The organism is Butyrivibrio sp. AC2005 (assembly GCF_000424145.1).
GTDB lineage: Bacteria > Bacillota > Clostridia > Lachnospirales > Lachnospiraceae > Butyrivibrio.
Map to the genome: position 1 here is coordinate 1 of NZ_AUJI01000014.1, position 17,439 is coordinate 17,439.

The 17,439-nt window shown below is 38.3% G+C and carries 16 protein-coding genes; 1 reads left to right on the forward strand and 15 read right to left on the reverse strand.

Translation table 11 applies throughout. From position 1 onward, the window contains the following. Positions 1 to 520: 520 nt before the first annotated feature. From G602_RS0104770 to G602_RS0104840, 15 genes are all read right to left on the reverse strand, one after another. A complete protein-coding gene (locus G602_RS0104770; RefSeq protein ID WP_026657843.1) occupies positions 521 to 1,960 on the reverse strand; it encodes an IS110 family transposase in 1,440 nt (479 codons plus the stop codon). 310 nt (positions 1,961 to 2,270) lie between these two features. Continuing rightward, complete coding sequence (locus tag G602_RS0104775) at positions 2,271 to 2,495, reverse strand: hypothetical protein (RefSeq protein WP_242835488.1); 225 nt, start codon at positions 2,493 to 2,495, stop codon at positions 2,271 to 2,273. A gap of 327 nt (positions 2,496 to 2,822) precedes the next feature. After that, a complete protein-coding gene (locus G602_RS0104780; protein WP_026657936.1) occupies positions 2,823 to 3,350 on the reverse strand; it encodes a hypothetical protein in 528 nt (175 codons plus the stop codon). A gap of 52 nt (positions 3,351 to 3,402) precedes the next feature. Continuing rightward, entirely contained in the window at positions 3,403 to 4,341 is a 939-nt protein-coding gene (locus G602_RS0104785) for a nucleotidyl transferase AbiEii/AbiGii toxin family protein (RefSeq protein ID WP_026657937.1), read from the reverse strand. Further along, complete coding sequence (locus G602_RS0104790) at positions 4,328 to 5,095, reverse strand: type IV toxin-antitoxin system AbiEi family antitoxin domain-containing protein (protein WP_026657938.1); 768 nt, start codon at positions 5,093 to 5,095, stop codon at positions 4,328 to 4,330. The genes G602_RS0104785 and G602_RS0104790 overlap by 14 nt, the downstream gene beginning before the upstream one ends. Positions 5,096 to 5,535: 440 nt before the next feature. Then, complete coding sequence (locus G602_RS0104795; protein WP_026657939.1) at positions 5,536 to 5,838, reverse strand: hypothetical protein; 303 nt, start codon at positions 5,836 to 5,838, stop codon at positions 5,536 to 5,538. Between the two features lie 63 nt (positions 5,839 to 5,901). Beyond that, positions 5,902 to 6,273 carry a MarR family transcriptional regulator gene (locus tag G602_RS25240; protein WP_049945061.1) on the reverse strand — a complete coding sequence of 124 codons (372 nt, stop codon included), beginning with the start codon at positions 6,271 to 6,273 and terminating at the stop codon, positions 5,902 to 5,904. A 187-nt stretch (positions 6,274 to 6,460) separates the two neighbouring features. Continuing rightward, positions 6,461 to 6,988 carry a hypothetical protein gene (locus G602_RS0104805; protein ID WP_026657940.1) on the reverse strand — a complete coding sequence of 176 codons (528 nt, stop codon included), beginning with the start codon at positions 6,986 to 6,988 and terminating at the stop codon, positions 6,461 to 6,463. Between the two features lie 577 nt (positions 6,989 to 7,565). After that, a complete protein-coding gene (locus G602_RS0104810; protein WP_026657941.1) occupies positions 7,566 to 9,623 on the reverse strand; it encodes a methyl-accepting chemotaxis protein in 2,058 nt (685 codons plus the stop codon). A gap of 405 nt (positions 9,624 to 10,028) precedes the next feature. Next, positions 10,029 to 10,412, reverse strand: coding sequence for a VOC family protein (locus G602_RS0104815; protein ID WP_026657943.1), 384 nt, complete (start codon positions 10,410 to 10,412; stop codon positions 10,029 to 10,031). A gap of 156 nt (positions 10,413 to 10,568) precedes the next feature. Beyond that, positions 10,569 to 11,252, reverse strand: coding sequence for a hypothetical protein (locus G602_RS0104820; RefSeq protein ID WP_026657944.1), 684 nt, complete (start codon positions 11,250 to 11,252; stop codon positions 10,569 to 10,571). Next, positions 11,249 to 11,911 carry a hypothetical protein gene (locus tag G602_RS0104825; protein WP_026657945.1) on the reverse strand — a complete coding sequence of 221 codons (663 nt, stop codon included), beginning with the start codon at positions 11,909 to 11,911 and terminating at the stop codon, positions 11,249 to 11,251. The genes G602_RS0104820 and G602_RS0104825 overlap by 4 nt, the downstream gene beginning before the upstream one ends. A 17-nt stretch (positions 11,912 to 11,928) precedes the next feature. Continuing rightward, positions 11,929 to 12,837, reverse strand: a complete 909-nt coding sequence (locus tag G602_RS0104830; protein WP_026657946.1) for an ATP-binding cassette domain-containing protein — start codon at positions 12,835 to 12,837, stop codon at positions 11,929 to 11,931. Between the two features lies 1 nt (position 12,838). Further along, on the reverse strand, positions 12,839 to 13,213 hold the full coding sequence (locus G602_RS0104835) for a GntR family transcriptional regulator (RefSeq protein ID WP_026657947.1): 375 nt from the start codon (positions 13,211 to 13,213) through the stop codon (positions 12,839 to 12,841). A gap of 165 nt (positions 13,214 to 13,378) precedes the next feature. Then, positions 13,379 to 13,594, reverse strand: coding sequence for a hypothetical protein (locus tag G602_RS0104840; RefSeq protein ID WP_026657948.1), 216 nt, complete (start codon positions 13,592 to 13,594; stop codon positions 13,379 to 13,381). 172 nt (positions 13,595 to 13,766) lie between these two features. Between G602_RS0104840 and G602_RS28585 the strand changes: the two genes are divergently transcribed. Next, a complete protein-coding gene (locus G602_RS28585) occupies positions 13,767 to 17,336 on the forward strand; it encodes a hybrid sensor histidine kinase/response regulator (protein ID WP_049945062.1) in 3,570 nt (1,189 codons plus the stop codon). Positions 17,337 to 17,439 lie beyond the last annotated feature (103 nt).

Below are 17,439 nucleotides of genomic sequence, written 5' to 3' on the forward strand. Positions count from 1 at the left end.
CCTTCCTATAATTTCAAGCTCAAATTTCAGTATTTATGAGCTTTTTGTTTGTTGATATACCTCTTTAACAGGAGCCAGAGGTGATGAATAGTCATATATCATATACTGAATAGCTGATTGAAGGTAGCACTAATAAAGCATCCCTTTGTTTGCTCTATAAAGGCTATTTTCCCTTTGATCAACTATGATGGTGAACCTTCCGTGTCTAAAGGGATCGTGTCCCAACTTCCTTCGTCCCACCTATTCATACACCAAGTGCCAGCAAAGCTTTCAAACAGGGTCTATGCCCTATGGAGAGAACTCCCGCCAGCTACAGCTCTTGTTTGTCTTTGGTACTTACTAACTGACCTATTATGTCTTGAATGGTACCGGCAAACGGTGGACGCAATCCATCAAAGACATATGTTGGTAGTTTTTGTAGGAGATTCCCCCTACTGTTAATGGGTTACCATCCGGAACCCTGCTCAGCTATCGAACTGTATTCAACAGCTCGGCAGGATTCCGGAAATGTGATTCTTACTTATGCAGCTACTATCTCAGCATTCTCAAATCTCTTGATATCATCAAGCATCTTTTGAGGGTCATAAGTAACGCCTTTCTTGAGGATTGCATATATAATCCTCAGAAGCTTACACGCTATGACTATCAGCGACTGCATCTTCTTTAGCGGATTCTTGGGCCGTGTAGTGTAGTACTCATGTATCAACTGGAATTCTTCAGCATGAGCCACAACTGATTTAGCTCCTTGGAACAGCCAGGTTCGCAGTTCTTTGCGTCCTCTGTGGCTTATCTTTGTTTCGCCATTATGCTTGCCCGAACTGCATGCAACAAGGTTTAATCCACTTAGTTTCTGTATTTCCTTAACATCGTCAAATCTATCAATATCCCCCATTGAAGATATGATCCCTGCAACTATGTTCTGACCCAGACCAGATATTTCAAGAATGTTTTCAGCGTGTGGTATTTCCATACACTTCGCATTTATAGCTGCCTCTATTGTGGTCAGTTTTTCATCTAGAGAGATCATTTCTTCCACAAACCATCTGACAGCTTCTCTGTCGTATTCTGCGCCTTCATTTCTTCCCACGCTTGTACTGGCATATCTGAATAGTTCAGCTGCCCTGCTATAGCCGCGTCCTCTTAGCTTAGCATTGTGCCAAATCTCTCTTATGCCATCTTCACCCAATGCAACTATGTCCTTTGGAAATGGTGCAATCTTTAATACTTCTAAAGCAAAACTTCCATCCACTCTTCCAAATGCGTCCTTATATTCAGGAAAGTGTATTTTCATTAGCCTGTGCATCCTGTTTGCACAACGGATCCTGTTCTCGGTAAGCTGACTCCTTAGAAGCGAGAGACTACGCAGATCTGCGTATATGCCCTCTGGAAGATATGGCATACCATAGTTTCCGTTCATTACCAGATTTGCTATTACTTTGGGATCTTTTCTGTCATCCTTTAACTGGCTGTTGTCTTCAACCTCCTTTGTCTGCTTGACTGCATATGGATTTACCTGTACAACACTGATACCATTGCTTATAAGCCATGTCGCTATACAGAACCAGTAATGACCTGTAGGCTCAAGTCCTAATACTATCTGCTTTTTGCCATTTACTGCAGCAAGCTCAACCATCCATGCCTTTGCAGCTTCAAATCCTTCTTCATTATTCGTGAATGAAAATGGTTTTTTGCTGAGTTCTCTGCCTCGTATATCTATAGCTCTCAGATAATGAGTTTCACTGCCTATATCGCATCCTACTATAAGCATGTCCTCCGATATAAAAGAAAGCTTGGCATTCTTATCAAACTTCCCCGTTGTTTCAAGATCATGCCAGGTCTTAGCCTGCATTGTCTTAAGAAGTTCATCGATTCTTGACTGTCTTTCTTCGGCTGATAGAGTGTTTATTACCGAAAAACTATTGGTGACTTGATTTTTGTTTCTTGTTGTCTTAGCATTCATGTTAGATACCTCTTGTATTCTTGGATTATTACCAACTGCCAGGTCAGTAACAATCCAACTTTACTTGAGGTATTCTTTTTAGGTCAATCCCTGTTTAAATCATACAGGAAGCTTTCTTAAAATAAAAATATGGTTGATAGTTTCGTTATGCCCTTTTCCATGTGCACCTGATTTTGGACAAAAAAATAGACCAGTAAGTATCGGACGTCTCCGACCTTTGCTGGTCTATGTAATGATATTTTTCAGTTTTCTATAATGTAATTATTCTATTCTTTACCATTCAAGTGTGATTTTCATAATATTTTCCTCCTTATGCTTCCTTAGTCAAAAGACCAATTATCATTGCAACAATAAGTATCGGGAATGCTATGTAAAGTAGTCCACCTACTACCATTGCTATTAAAATAAACGGCAGGAACACAAGGTAAAATGCTACCTTGATAATGCCCCAGGAGAACTTAAAAGCAAATCCTATGAGCTTTCCAACAAAACCTAACAAACAAACTATAAAAAGCATTGTCAGTAACATGATCATCACCATCCTTCTATATGTACCAACAACTACTGTTTCATCTTTATGGTCATATTGTAAGAAAAAAGGTGATTATGTTACATATCGAGTATAGTAAATAATATATCCATATTTTCCATTTTTTGTGGATTAAAGGAAAAGCAGACCACCTACGCTGATGGTCTGCCAAACTATAAACGTCATAGAGAGCTTTTGTTGGAAAACACAGGGATTTGCTGGAATATTAAAGTAATTCCATGTTAATCGATTTCTTTGTAAAACACATTTCTTATTACTGCAAAAGCATATTTGTGAATTCTTCTATATAGGGAACTGTGTCCTGATAAATGCTCATTGTAGTAACTCTTTCTGTTCACGCAGATATTGTTCATATACTTCTTTAATGCTTTTATTCATATTATTGGGCATCATCAATTGTATATAGCAGTTTCTGAACAATCTTTCAGGTATATCTGCAACAGATTTGTACTTCCCAGTTTCATGATTGCTGTTATAGCATCCATATACAAGTGCATTAAATGCATTACTTATTTGCTTATCACTATACAGATTTATGATTCCCCAAATGGCTGTGTTGCTTTTTACATATCCAACCAATTTTTCATCTTCCAAAATGGCATCATAATTATCCAATGCCTTTTTTTTGTCATTTTTGTAAAAATAGCAGCAGCCATACTTATTCCAGGTCTCTATGGTTTTAGTTGTATACTTATCGCTTTCATCAAATCCAAATGAAGATTTCCAATATGGATAATCATCAAAAAGGAAGCTGACTAAAAGAAACAGAAATATTGCTATTATTAAAATAATAAGGTGTCTCTTATTTACTTCTATAACTATTTTTTTACCGTTTTCCATATCAGCTTTCTATTACTCCATTACAGATGATAATCACTCGATCCTTCTCATATTATTTACATTTCCATAGTGCCATCGGATGGTTCTGTATGCGCTCTACAATCTCTGCATCTTCAAAAAGCAGCTCCGGCTTATATTCCTTTGCTATAAATCTTTCCATATATTCCATTTCCTGAGCTGTCGGCTTCATAAGCGAAGCTATATACTCCTTTGCCTGTTGCTTCTTTCCTTCCAGGTCAAATTTATCCTTCACAGCCAGAACCGGGAACAAATCTGATTTTATTTTTGAAAAGACAAGACTGTCTATAGCAGATGTATCAAAGGTTTTGTTCACTTCTTTTGCCGAAATTGTTGCATAGAAAATAATGCATTTTCTAAACAAGTCTTCCTCTCCTGCAAACATCTTAATATCAGCCATATTACAGAAGTCATACAGATCTCTTGCAGCCGCTCTACTTATAAGAGCATTGGTTTTTGCCGCAAAGATTTCCATTGCAGCAACCGTCCTGACTTTTATCGGTTCTCCAAAAGCATCCGTAACTAATGCCCTGTCCTCTGGTAATAACATGTGAGTTCTCAGTGAATAGTTGATCTCTATCTTGATCATATCTCTATTGCCAGCTGCATTCACATAATTATAATGAAATGCGTCCAGGCTGTGACTGAATCTCGATGCCTCAGAGAGAGAATATCCTTGCTCCGACATAAATCCCTTCAGGATCTCCGTAAGTCGTTCTCTTTCATTCACCGTTTCTTCTCTTGTCAGATTTGGAACAAAATCCAAATCTATATCAACCGACAATCTTGGAAGGTTAAAAACAGTCAGATTTATTGCCGTTCCGCCCTTAAGCAACAAATGTTCACGCATATATTCATGCGTATTTAGAAAATCAAGAATTGTCCTCAATCGAAGAACCTTCTCAAAGGTATCGCGATTAAAGCCATATTCCCGAGCTCTTACATCAAGCTCTCTTCTATTAAATTGCGGCATCTTCTAGCCCTCCGTTTTTCATTCTCTTAATATTCTTTGGATAGACCAACTTCCATTCACCGGAATAAGCAGGCTCATTTATACCGGTTGTCAGATATCGTTTTGAATCTCCGCTCCTATCCTTACATATCTTTATAAAATCATCGCTTATACCAAGTTCCCTCTGATATTCACTATAGATAAAACCTGTCTTCTGATATAAAAAGGCATTGTCATATAAGGCCAGATACTTTAACATTTTTGTTTCATCAATACTGTTCACGGACACGACACATGAAAGCACCTCTTCCAGCCCGGCAATGAGATTCATATCCTTTATGGAGTCTGTTATCGTCCGCTCCTTATCCGTAATCCTCACGCAGCCGCCAAATTCCGGAAAAACTATACCTTCCTTCAGCTGTTCTTTTACATAATGATAAGTGTACCCATCAAATTCAAAGTCGTGAAAACGTGTCTCTGAACCAACATAAACCTCATAGAAAACCTGATCGGCAGTTCCATAATATTCAAATGCTGTATGATGTGATACATATGAAGATGGAGTGATAGCACTGGCAATTTGAAATCTGTTAGCCACTGGTCCACCATTTTCACCGCTAAGACACGTATATAACCCATTTCGAATTTTCAGCACCATATTTTCCTTCAGAAGCTTTCCTAATGCCATCCTTGCTGTCCGTTCACTTGAATACAGACCATTAACCTCTTTCATGGAAAAAATGGGGTATTGTAACAGTTCATAATATAAGTTCATATACTCGCTCCGTAATGTTAATTATTTGTCTGATTTTACTCTATTATATGTCATTTCTATACATATTTTTAACTTATCATCATAGAGTTGCCTTGTCAAGTTAAGTTTATGTATTTTTTTACCATATTTGTTGTAACTATCATACAATATTTAAACCAAGCAACATAGATTATTCAATATTTCCGGTCAGATAGAAATACCATTTTTTCAAAATTGATTTGTTAAATGCTAATTTGGGACTTTTAAACTAGAAAGTTACCAAAAATGGCATGAAGTATTCCCTCATAGGACTACCCAAAAACGAGTGCCATCGAGTGCCATATCGAGTGCCACCAAGTGCCACACGAGTGCCATTTTTTTATAAAATATATGAATCTTTATCAAGTTATATCAGAGTTGGGATTTCCGCAAATGAAGTATTTATGCGGTTTTGAATAAATTTAATGTTTTATATGGAGATATATGAAAAAGGCCTTCAAATAACGATCCAGGGTTTTCTTCTGCCTGTAATACGCATTTCTAATTTCGGAAAGTTCCTTTTCCAATTCCTTGATTCTCTTATTCTCTCTTGCATTTCTGGATAGTAACACATCCATATTGTCATAGAATTCATCTACAGCCTCAGCATCAAGTTCAAAAGAATCATCTTCCTTATCTATAAGTTCTTTTCTGTTGTTTCTATACTCAAGAAGCTTTGATGCAAACTCCTCGTAATAATCTACCCATTTGAATTGTTCTGTCATAATAGCACTCCTTTTTCCACTTTCCTTACCATTTAATATTTTTTAATTTCTAATCTGGTTTAATCACTCAATAACCTCCCAATATCCACCTTTAGTTTTACCAACCCTCTCAATAAAACCATTATTTCTCAAATAAGCAATATTATTATCAATGGCTGTAGTACTTATACCTATTATTTCTGAAAGCTCGTGTTTTGTTACATATGGATTCTGCTTGATTTCCAACAGGATTGTCTGCCTTCTGGGATTTAAAATGGGTCTATCCACATCGGAATTACCAACTTTTTTACCAACCTTTTTACCAACTTCATTAAGCCTGTTAAACGGAATCGTAACCACAATTGAATTTTCTCTAAAGGTAATGGCATCCTTGCCATATGTGTCAATAATGGTAGGAACTCCTCTTCCAGACTTTTCACTAATATGCAGTTGCAAGAATATCTCCGATGGTCTGCCAAAATATAAACGTCATAGAGAGCTTTTGTTGGAAAAACACGGGGATTTGCTGGAATATTAAAGTAATTCCATGTTAATCGATTTCTCTTGTAAAAACACATTTCTTATTACTGTAAAAGCATATTTGTAAATTCTTCAATATAGGGAACTGTGTCCTGATAAACGCTCATTGTAGTAACTCTTTCTGTTCACGCAGATATTGTTCATATACTTCTTTAATGCTTTTATTCATATTATTGGGCATCATCAATTGTATATAGCAGTTTCTGAACAATCTTTCAGGTATATCTGCAACAGATTTGTACTTCCCAGTTTCATGATTGCTGTTATAGCATCCATATACGAGTGCATTAAATGCATTACTTATTTGCTTATCACTATACAGATTTATGATTCCCCAAATGGCTGTGTTGCTTTTTACATATCCAACCAATTTTTCATCTTCCAAAATGGCCTCATAATTATCCAATGCCTTTTTTTTGTCATTTTTGTAAAAATAGCAGCAGCCATACTTATTCCAGGTTTCTATGGTTTTAGTTGTATACTTATCGCTTTCATCAAATCCAAATGAAGATTTCCAATATGGATAATCATCAAAAAGGAAGCTGACTAAAAGAAGCAGAAATATTGCTATTATTAAAATAATAAGGTGTCTCTTATTTACTTCTATAACTATTTTTTTACCGTTTTCCATATCAGCTTTCTATTACTCCATAAGTAAAGAATTCTCTGAGGGCACCAACCTATATCAAAATTGCTGCCTTCATGTAGATGCATTTATTATAAATAGTGATTTTTCGGATGTTTCTTGTTAGAAACTATATCTGATGATATCACAGATGAGTTGTGATTGGGGATTAATGAGGGATGCCGGACTCATAAGAATCCGGCGGGTTAAATGAAGAAAAGTGTTTCTGTGAGTACAAGAGGTTTGGGGCTCCTCTTGCTGTGTTTAATATAAAATATGAACTTAAAATAAAACTAAAGCTGTTTTGAAAGTCACACTGAAATGTAAAAGTTGTTAGCTTTGGGGAACTTCGCTGTTTTATGCAAAAAGACCTCGCCACATCACTGCAGCATGTTCAAAAATAATGAAAAATGACTTCGTGCCAAGCGGTCTCTATACGCCATATGCCGATATCGGCATAATCTGCCTGCTTTTATGAAAAAACATCCCACACTCTTATATACTTTTAAGGGTATGGGATGTTTAAATTTTAATGGTATTTAGAAGATCTTTACGGACTTCTTCAAAAACTCATTTACATAAGTCAGCTTATTGTGAATCTTTCAAGGTTATTATTGATGGTATCAACCGCGTCAGAAACAGAGGTTGCAGCGGAGGATACATTTTCAGATGATGAAGCAACGCCCTGAGCTGCAGCTGTTACTCTTTCAACGTTGTCTGCAATTTCCTGTGTGGATGCGGACTGCTCTTCAGATACTGAAGCCATGTTGGTAGCAACGTCATTGACCTTGTTCATCTGCTCGGCCATTTCTACAAGGATATCATTGGCATCGGACAATTCCTGAGTGATCTCTTTAAAGGTTGTAGCTGCAACATTTACGGTCTCAGCACTGTTATTGATAAGAGTAGTATTGGTCTCGGATTTTTCAGAAAGCATCTGCACCTTCTGGGACATATCCTTTATAATTTCACCGATCTGGTTAGTAGCATCTGCTGAATTCTGAGCAAGTGTTCCAATCTCGGAAGCAACAACCGCAAATCCTTTTCCTGCTTCACCTGCTCTTGCTGCCTCGATGGAAGCGTTGAGTGAAAGGAGATTGGTCTGGGAGGAAATAGAGTTGATAAGGTCAATGATCTGATTGATCTTATCGGCAGCTTCGTCAACGTTTTTAACGGCATCTGCCATATCCTTCATGGAGTCAACGATGTCGGACATTCCGTTTGCTACGTTAGACATATCATGCTGACCGCTTTCAGCCTTTTTAACAAGTTCATTCATAGAAGCTTCAATCTGGGCTTCCTGATCTGTAACATTGGATACGGTCTGAGCCAGAACGGTTGCATTTTCAGCAACTTCATTTACGGCGCTGGCCATATTTTCAATGTTTTCTTTGATCTGAGTCATGCTTGCGGACTGATTGTTAGCGGCCTCTTCCAGATTCTCTGCTGTATCCTTGGAATTCTGTGCATCACCCATAAGCTTTCCGGATACATCTTTTATCTCTGTAAGCGATGAGCGCATACCTGTTATGAACTCTCCCATAGCTCTGTTCATGTAAGCAATTTCGTCATCACCCTTAGTGGTGATATCAACTGTAAAGTCACCGCTCGAAATCTTTTCAATGTTTTCGGTAAGGGCTGTGACAGGTTTCTTGATCATCCTCTGAAGTACCTGAGAGATTATGATAATAACCACAACAATCGATACTAAGGATACAATGACAAGAGCCAGAATGAGTTGATTTAATACTGCCAGAACTTCGTTCTGTTTTGCATATATAACAACTCTCCAGTCAGTACCGCTAACCTTGGATGTTACTGAATAGAAGGTCTGTCCATCTGCCTTAAATGAGTGAACAGGACCTGTGTCACTTTCACTATTTGCGGCATCATCACTAACAATTGCACCTATATTGGAAATAAATGCATTGTTTGAAAGTTCGGAAACATTTTTTCCGTTTAATGAAGGATCATCTCTGTATGAAAGAATGAGTCCCTGAGGTGTAAGCAACATCGCACCACCGGTTTCATAGAGTTTAATCTGGTTAAGACTTTCCTGAGAGCCTGACAGGAAAAGATCCGCTGCAAAGCATCCCTCACGCCCGTCCTTTAAATGAATGTGTCTGATAACTGTCGCACACAGATCACCTGTTACTGTGTCAAAATATGGGACGTCATAAAAGTAGAACCAACTGTTGTCATAGCCTAAAGACTGTGTATACCAGGGCTTTTCAGTGATGCCTTCCATCTGAAAATCAGGCTGGCTTGGATAGATGAAGGTTTCATCGTTTAGCGCAATATAAGCTCCTGTGGGAAGCATTTTATATCTGCCTACAGTTCCTATCATATATTGCATAAGCTCATCGTTGCTGTTATATTGATTCTGCTCAACAGCATCGGCAACACCATTTAGGTAATAGAATGTTGCATTAAGCTCTTTGTTTATCTCACCGGCATCACTTGAAACCTTATTAGTCAAAGTGGAGTCGATAAGATTCTTGACAAGCCCGTAGCCCATGGTAATCACGATGGTTTCGCTTACCAGAATGCTCAGCACAAGAAGCCCCACAAACAGAATGGACAACCTGACGCTTATGGCCTTTACTTTTTCTTTTTTCCCGGTTTTATCGGTGCTACTCATGATCAAATAACCTCCTATCAGTCAATATGTGCAACGCTACTATTTAGTATAAAATACAATAGTTTACAACATATAAATAATGTCTGTAGGAATTATTAAATATAAGTGATAATTCTATATTTTTTATCACTCAGCTTGCGATTTTAGGATATTTGCCCCTGGCTATGCACAGAAAGCGCCCACAAAGCGTGCTGAATCTCCTTTACACTTATCTATGATAATATTCATAAGGCAATAATCCTCCAAGTTATTCGTATCATAAATACATAAGAAAAACTATGATCTCATCACGAAACGACCTTTTTCATACCTGAAATGATCCCAAAACTCTATTGACGCAAAAAGAGCCAGACAGGAATACCATCCCATCCGACTCAATGTATTACAATTTTTCTTTATCTTTTATTACTTATCTTCTTCACGGATATGCTGCGTAAGCTGGATTGAGAATCCTGAAGGTGAAATCAAAAGGCATGACCGTGCAGACTTGGAATCTACTAAATGGTCATCCCCTCTTGCATTCTTAAAACCATGAGCCTTAAAAAATTCATAAGCTTCATCAAAGTCACGTACATTCATACGCATGGTTGTCATATCCTTTTCCATGGACTCAACATGTGCTACGTCCAAATGAAATCCATTTGCATCTTTCATGCGAACACTGGAAATATCCTTATTATCAATGTTGTCGACCTGATGTCTCTTCTCAAATCCCATCTCTTCAAAAAGCTTAATGATATTGTCAGCGTCTTTTGAAAGAATCATTGGGTTAAAAGTAGTAATTTCCATGCTTAGTTCCTCCTTAAAGTAAAATGCTCATAGTGAATAAATAATAAATCTTTAAAAATTTAATTCTATAATTACCACATATACGATTTTACAATGAGGACTGACAAAAACACTATTAACTGAGTATAAAATATCTATGTATTAGTATTTTAGAATTTATGCTCTCTTAGCTGCCATCATCACGCTTCTGTAACCAAGGCGGGACAATTCCTTTTTATATAGAAGATTAGCCAGCACAACGGACATAATGCATCCCAGGATAATGAGCACGTAACCGATTACTACCGATCTTGTAAGGCTCTGTGCAGCGAAATTATATATAGGATCATTTTTTGAAAACTGAGATAAAAATACCAAAGGAATCACTATCACAAATAATCCTATCATTCCACCGACAAAATATTTATAGCAGATGCCTATGTATGTATACATGCAAAATGCCATGATTCCTGTGATAAGTATGTATCTGCTCTGCATCGCAGTGTACTCTTCCATGGTATAGCCCGCTGCTCCGTGCTTTGCAGCAACAACATGTATTACAACCATAAGTGTAAACAGTATCAGTGCAAGAGGAATCATCACCAGATACGGAAGGTAAGTCTGCGTCTTCTTTTTAAGCGGAGAGGACTGATACAGACTTGAATAACATAATGGATAAATCATCTGCACCACATAGGAGCATGGAAGCAGAAGATAAAGCCCCCATACCACTGACTCCGCTTCTGCAGTTAAATTCATAACGATTCCAAATACAGTAAATACCCCCATGAACAAAAACTGTTTTTTACCGTTGGGACCATATTTTAATAGTTTAAAAATGAGCTTTAAATCTTTTTTCATCCTGCAATCTCCTCATGAAATGATCTGTCGTAATTTTTCAAAACTGTTCTTATCATAGTAAATGTTGAAAGGACTGTAGCAAATGCAAAAACAAAAAGCCATACCATCAGGTGCATATTACCATCCTGATATCCCAGGTACATAAAGACGTTGCCCAGGATTCCAAAAAGTAGCACCACCCCCATCAGCAGTCCGTAATACATCCACGTAGTAATATTTCTCATCAGGATCAGCGCAAATGTAACATACGAATAGGAAAAAAGAGCATGCAACGCTGCGACAAGAAGATAGTCACCTTTAATTTCATTTGGCATCAGGATAATTGCTATATATGCGCATATTTCCATAATAGCCAGATTACAGAAAAGTCGTCTCAGCTGATCTGCAATAATACCGTTTTTCACAAGTTCTCTTCCACGTTTGGAACACTGTAAAAGCCCAAAGGAATATCCCCTTGAAGTCACTCCGTTAAAGGAAAAATAATCAGCCATTCCATCAATATACATATAGTAAATACTTATGAGAGTTAAACTCAAAGTTCCTGCCCCTCTAACCATCAGAGCCTGTAATGCAATAAATAATAATGGAATAATAAGCAGCACAACCAGACTGTATATACATCCTGTAAAACAGCGGTATCCAATCATCAATCTTTTCATAATGTCAGACCTCCGCATTAAAAGCCTGAGAGCTTAGTATTGGCTCTCATAACTCCGATTGTGATCTGCATAAGTGTCGGTGATTCAAATACAAGATCAAGTCCCGAAAGCTTATCAGCATTTTCCGAAAGGCAGAGGCCCTCAAATCCATAGCTACCGGAGGTCATGTCAAACATGTATTTTCCAGCCTTTTCTTCATCAGCCTTATTTCCCTTTACGTATACATATTTTTCCTTAAGATCCTCTACAAAGCCCTTCTCTACTACTCTTCCATTCTCAACAATAGCCACATAATCAGTAACATTCTCCATATCAGCCACATTATGTGTTGAGAAAATCACAGACTTTTCACCCTCATTCTCAGCAAGATAATCTCTGATAATGGAACAGAGCTTATCTCTCATCAACGGATCAAGCGGGGATGCAGGCTCATCCATAAGTAACAGCTTTGTATCTCTGGCAAGTACGCCTGCAAGCATGACCTTTGTTCTTGTTCCATCTGAAAGATTATTAACCTTCTTGTTCTTTTCAAAAGCAGATCCGTTAACAACTGCAAGGTCCTTCAATATCTTTTCATATTTTTCACCATCAAAGCTATCAAAAAGAATCTCCTGAACCTCCTTCGCCTGCTTCATATCCCAGTTGGGAAGGAAGTAAGTACCGGTTCCTGTATATCCGATGCTGTTCTTTACTTCCGGATTATTCTCTCTGTCCTTCTCTGAAAACTTATCAAAATAGGTTACCTCCCCCTTATGATCAAGCCTTATGCCTGCCATAATCTCGAGAAGTGTGGTCTTACCTGCACCGTTTTCCCCGATAAGCGCTGTCGCAAAGCCCTTGGGAAAATCCAGTTCATCAACCTTAAGCTCAAAATTCTTGTATTTCTTTTCGATGTTTCTACATGAAATTACTGCACTTGTTTCCATATCATTCCTCCGCGAATTTAAGTAATGTGTTTAATGTGTCTGTCAGTTCGCTGTCACTCATCCCGGCTATCTTTGCATATTTGATAGCCTCGAGGAGCGCTCCCTCAACCTTTCTCTGATGTTGTTCCCTCAGCATCTCTCCATCCTGCGCATTCACATAGTAGCCCTTACCCTGCACTGCAGTTACAAGGCCTTCGCTCTCAAGCTGTTCATACGCTTTGATGGTTGTTATAACACTGATCTTCAGCTCCTTTGCGAGTCCTCTTATCGAGGGAAGATATGCACCTTCTTCATATTTACCCTCCAGAATATCATTTCTGAAACTGTCTGATATCTGCTGATAAATCGGTACTCCTGAACTCTGCGATATTATCATGGCAACCTCACAAAAATACAGTTTGTTTTTCAGCATTATGTAACAGGTGTGCTGTACTGTATATGTGTTATATATACACCTGTATCAGTTGCATGTCAACCTAAATAAAACGAAAATAAAAAAATCTCCGCAGGTTGCATTTTTCAGCGTCCTGCGGAGTTCTTATTATCTATGAGTTTTAACTCTCCTGATTTTGTATTTCACATATAATCTAAGTGCCATGAAAGCGTATGGCATACACAAAACCATAGCCGCTATTGTATCACTGCTTGAAAGTCCATCCTCGAATAAGTATAAAACGCCGCCAATTGCCAGCGCTATAGCACTTATAACGTTTATTGTAAAGTAGAACTTCTTCTCTTCATATGACATTTGTTGCATTGTTTTTATACCTCCCTCACAAACTAAATAAAAAGTATATTTAATATCTATACTCAACATGATAATCCGGTGTGTCCAACAAATGTCCATCAAAAAGTTTTTATACTTTTTTCCGTTATAGTTAACTATTTACAACTTAGCGGAATGATATAATTTATGAGAGGTTTTTGCCATGGGTATTGATACCGTCGAAAATGTATGCATGCTGCTATCGGTGACCATCGGATCACTATATGCACTTTTCAAGTATATAAAAACTCCAAAACGCGGATGGATATTCCTTTCCGTCTTTTTTCTGATGCATCTCCTCAGTGATTACTATTGGACTATATATACACTGGTCATGGGTGAGGATCCCGATGTATCTGCATTTATGGCATACTTTGGGTGGAACATCGGCTATTTGTTCATGCTTTTTCTCACATTAAACATGCGTCCTCCTGAAGCAAAAAGATTTTTTCATCCTCTCATACTTATCCCTATTCCGCTAAACATATGGCAGTTTTTCATCTATATTCAGTATGGCGGAATCTTCAACAACATATGGGAAGGCGTTCTCGCAACAAGCGTAGCTTGCTTCAGCCTGCAGGTTATATTGTATTATTTAAAAAACAGAGCTACATGCAAGTCATTCCCTTTTCTTCATACAGTAATTTTCTTTTTCATAGTCTTTGAATATGGCATGTGGACCTCCTCCTGCTACGATTGGAGCTGGGCACCTGTAAATCCATACTATATTTCTGCTTTTCTTGAGTGTGTTACACTGCTGCTTCTTGGTTATGTCACAAACAAAGAATATGAGCAGATGAATGTATCAAAACAGGAAAAAAGCAATCAGGAGACCCGTTTTGCTATTCTTCTCCAGATAACAGTAGCTGTTATTATCTTTTTCGGAGGAGTCGGAGGTTATTATGTCGGTTTTCTGATGAAGAGTTCTATCCCGCTTAATTCAAATAATCCCGGCACTTATAAGAATATAGCCATAACGCTTTTTGTGATATCTATCATTTTAGTTGTATTCATTATTATGATCATTCTGATGACAGCCCTGCGGTATAAATCCACAGAGCATGATCTTCCGGAAGAGGCTGCAATTAAGCGCGGACGTTACAATTTCATCCTAACCCTCATCATCACATTCAGTTTGATGATAGCCTCAGTTATCTATACATCCAGATTGTTCTATCAGGTATCTGTGGAAGGAGCCCTGGAAGACGGAAAATCAAAAGTTTATTCAACCACTGAAGAACTGGAGAACTACCTGGCTGTAGCAAGATCCATACTTTTGGTAACCGCAGATACGGTTGATATCATGCTTCACAATGGTGAATCGCAGGATAGCATAATAAGGTATATCTATGCCCAGACCTCCAATCAGGCTGTGCAGTTTGATGAAAACTTTACAGGAATATATGCCTATATTAATGGCGAATACATGGACGGCTCAGGATGGGAACCGCCCGCAGATTACAGAGTTGAGAACCGTGACTGGTATAAGGAAGCTGTCGATGCAAAAGGTAAAACAATAATTGTCTCACCCTACATCGATGCACAGACAGGATCTGCAGTTATCACTATATGTAAGCTCCTTAATGATGGAGGTATTGAAGGAGATTACAAAGAACGTGAAGTTGTAGCTCTCGATCTCGTTGCCAATCACGTAACCGATATTACAGATGAAATTTCAATTGCCGGAAAAGGCTATGGATTCATCGTAAGTCAGGATGGGATGATCATTACCCATCATGATCATGCTCTAAATGGAAAAAATGTTAATAAGGTTTATGGCGAAAATTTCATGGATCTTATCACTACCGGGAACAGCTCTGCAATAGATGCCACTCTTGATGGTGAAAACTACACCCTGTTTGTAGACAATGTCATTGATCAGTGGTATGTGGTTATCGCCATAAGTGACAAGGAGCTTTTTTCAGAAACATATAGTCAGCTTGCAGTGAACATCATTGTCTCACTGGTTATTTTCCTGCTTATCTCCTTATTCTATTACATGGGTTATAAGAACGAACAGCTGAATGCAAAAAAGATGGAAGAAATGCGCTCTACCGATATGCGTCGCGTTTACGAAGCCAGGATATTAAAACAAAAAGAGGCATCAGCTACTGAAGCAAATAAGGCAAAAAGCCAGTTTCTTGCACAGATGTCACATGAAATCCGTACGCCCATAAACGCAGTCCTTGGTATGAATGAAATGATTCTGCGTACTACAAAGGACGAACAAACACTGGAATATTCAAGGAATATTGATTCTGCAGGTAATACTCTACTCGCACTGATAAATACAATTCTTGACTTCTCGAAGATAGAGGACGGCAAAATGGATATTATCCCTGCCAACTATGATACAGCATCCTTCATCAATGATCTGGTAAATTCCATAGTTCAAAGAGCAGAAGCCAAAGGTCTGGAATTCATTCCCGATATAGATGAAACCCTTCCACGCACGCTCTATGGTGATGATGTACGTCTGAAACAGATTATTATGAATCTGCTTACAAACGCAGTTAAGTACACAGAGAGCGGTTCTGTCAGATTTACTGTAAAAAGTGCCGGAAAAATAGGCGATAAGCTTCAGCTCTATGTATCAGTAAAGGATACCGGTATCGGCATTCACCCTGAGGATGTTGACAAGCTTACCCTCTCCTTCCAGAGACTTGATGAAAAGAAGAATCGTAACATTGAGGGAACAGGTCTTGGCATGTCAATCGTCTCTAATCTGTTATCTCTTATGGGAAGTAAAATCTGCGTAGATAGCACCTACGGTGAGGGTTCCAACTTCTATTTCACTATAGAGCAAGGAATTGTTGATGAAACTCCTATTGGCGATTTTGCAGATAATACTGAGAACAGGCGCACTGATCGCTCCAACACTGATCTTATCAATGCGCCCGGTGCACGTATACTTGTTGTTGACGATAACGAGCTTAACCTTATGGTTGCAACAAGTCTTCTTAAGCTGTGCAACATCGCTCCGGATGAAGTATCCTCAGGAGCAGAAACCATACAAAAAATGTCTGAGAACACCTATGACATAGTATTTTTGGATCACATGATGCCCAAAATGGATGGTATCGAAACCTTGCATGAGTTGAAAAAACAGAATCTGATTCCTCCTGGGACAAAGATGGTAGCCCTTACCGCAAATGCAATTATGGGTGCCAAGGAGAACTATTTAAATGAAGGCTTCGACAATTATTTGTCCAAACCAATGGAAATAAAAGAGATGGTAAGTCTCCTGAAAGAGTACCTTCCTGACAGCGCTTATACTGAGGATAGGCCTGCTAATCCTTCGTATTTTGATCCTGAGGACGATACTATCGATACTACAGATGACGCAAATGCCTCTAATGAAAACACCACAGAAGAAGATCCTGTTATAAAGAAATTGCAGGAAGCCGGTATCGATACAGACAATGGCATTGACTATTGTAAGGATCATGATACTTACCTGGAAGTGCTGTCCTTCTTCACTGAGGAATATGCTACAAAAAGCGCAAACATCAACTCCTGCTTCGAGAATGAAGACTGGGAGGATTACTCTGTTCGCATACATGCATTAAAATCCAACCTAAAGACCATGGGCATGCCTGAGCTTGCTGAAAAAGCTCTTGGTCTTGAGAAGGCCTCAAAAGAGGATGATCTTGATTATGTCATGACTAATCATGCTTCATTCATGGAGGATTATCGGATGATAGTAGAAAAAATTGCGGGTATTTTAACATAAGACGTTTTTTTTAGAAATACTCCGCTTTTCGTGGCTCGGTCTTGTCCGGGCCTTTTTTAATTTCCTCTGTTTGGAAATATAGTGCATATTTTCTTAATTTGGT

Bases quoted from the DNA above. Each gene is read 5' to 3' on its own strand.
- G602_RS0104815 (WP_026657943.1), bottom strand. From the start codon at position 10,412: ATGGAAATTACTACTTTTAACCCAATGATTCTTTCAAAAGACGCTGAC.
- G602_RS0104795 (WP_026657939.1), bottom strand. From the start codon at position 5,838: ATGACAGAACAATTCAAATGGGTAGATTATTACGAGGAGTTTGCATCA.
- G602_RS0104830 (WP_026657946.1), bottom strand. From the start codon at position 12,837: ATGGAAACAAGTGCAGTAATTTCATGTAGAAACATCGAAAAGAAATAC.
- G602_RS0104835 (WP_026657947.1), bottom strand. From the start codon at position 13,213: ATGATAATATCGCAGAGTTCAGGAGTACCGATTTATCAGCAGATATCA.
- G602_RS0104775 (WP_242835488.1), bottom strand. From the start codon at position 2,495: ATGATCATGTTACTGACAATGCTTTTTATAGTTTGTTTGTTAGGTTTT.
- G602_RS0104805 (WP_026657940.1), bottom strand. From the start codon at position 6,988: ATGGAAAACGGTAAAAAAATAGTTATAGAAGTAAATAAGAGACACCTT.
- G602_RS0104785 (WP_026657937.1), bottom strand. From the start codon at position 4,341: ATGCCGCAATTTAATAGAAGAGAGCTTGATGTAAGAGCTCGGGAATAT.
- G602_RS0104790 (WP_026657938.1), bottom strand. From the start codon at position 5,095: ATGAACTTATATTATGAACTGTTACAATACCCCATTTTTTCCATGAAA.
- G602_RS0104780 (WP_026657936.1), bottom strand. From the start codon at position 3,350: ATGGAAAACGGTAAAAAAATAGTTATAGAAGTAAATAAGAGACACCTT.
- G602_RS0104810 (WP_026657941.1), bottom strand. From the start codon at position 9,623: ATGAGTAGCACCGATAAAACCGGGAAAAAAGAAAAAGTAAAGGCCATA.
- G602_RS28585 (WP_049945062.1), top strand. From the start codon at position 13,767: ATGGGTATTGATACCGTCGAAAATGTATGCATGCTGCTATCGGTGACC.
- G602_RS0104770 (WP_026657843.1), bottom strand. From the start codon at position 1,960: ATGAATGCTAAGACAACAAGAAACAAAAATCAAGTCACCAATAGTTTT.
- G602_RS0104825 (WP_026657945.1), bottom strand. From the start codon at position 11,911: ATGAAAAGATTGATGATTGGATACCGCTGTTTTACAGGATGTATATAC.
- G602_RS0104820 (WP_026657944.1), bottom strand. From the start codon at position 11,252: ATGAAAAAAGATTTAAAGCTCATTTTTAAACTATTAAAATATGGTCCC.
- G602_RS0104840 (WP_026657948.1), bottom strand. From the start codon at position 13,594: ATGCAACAAATGTCATATGAAGAGAAGAAGTTCTACTTTACAATAAAC.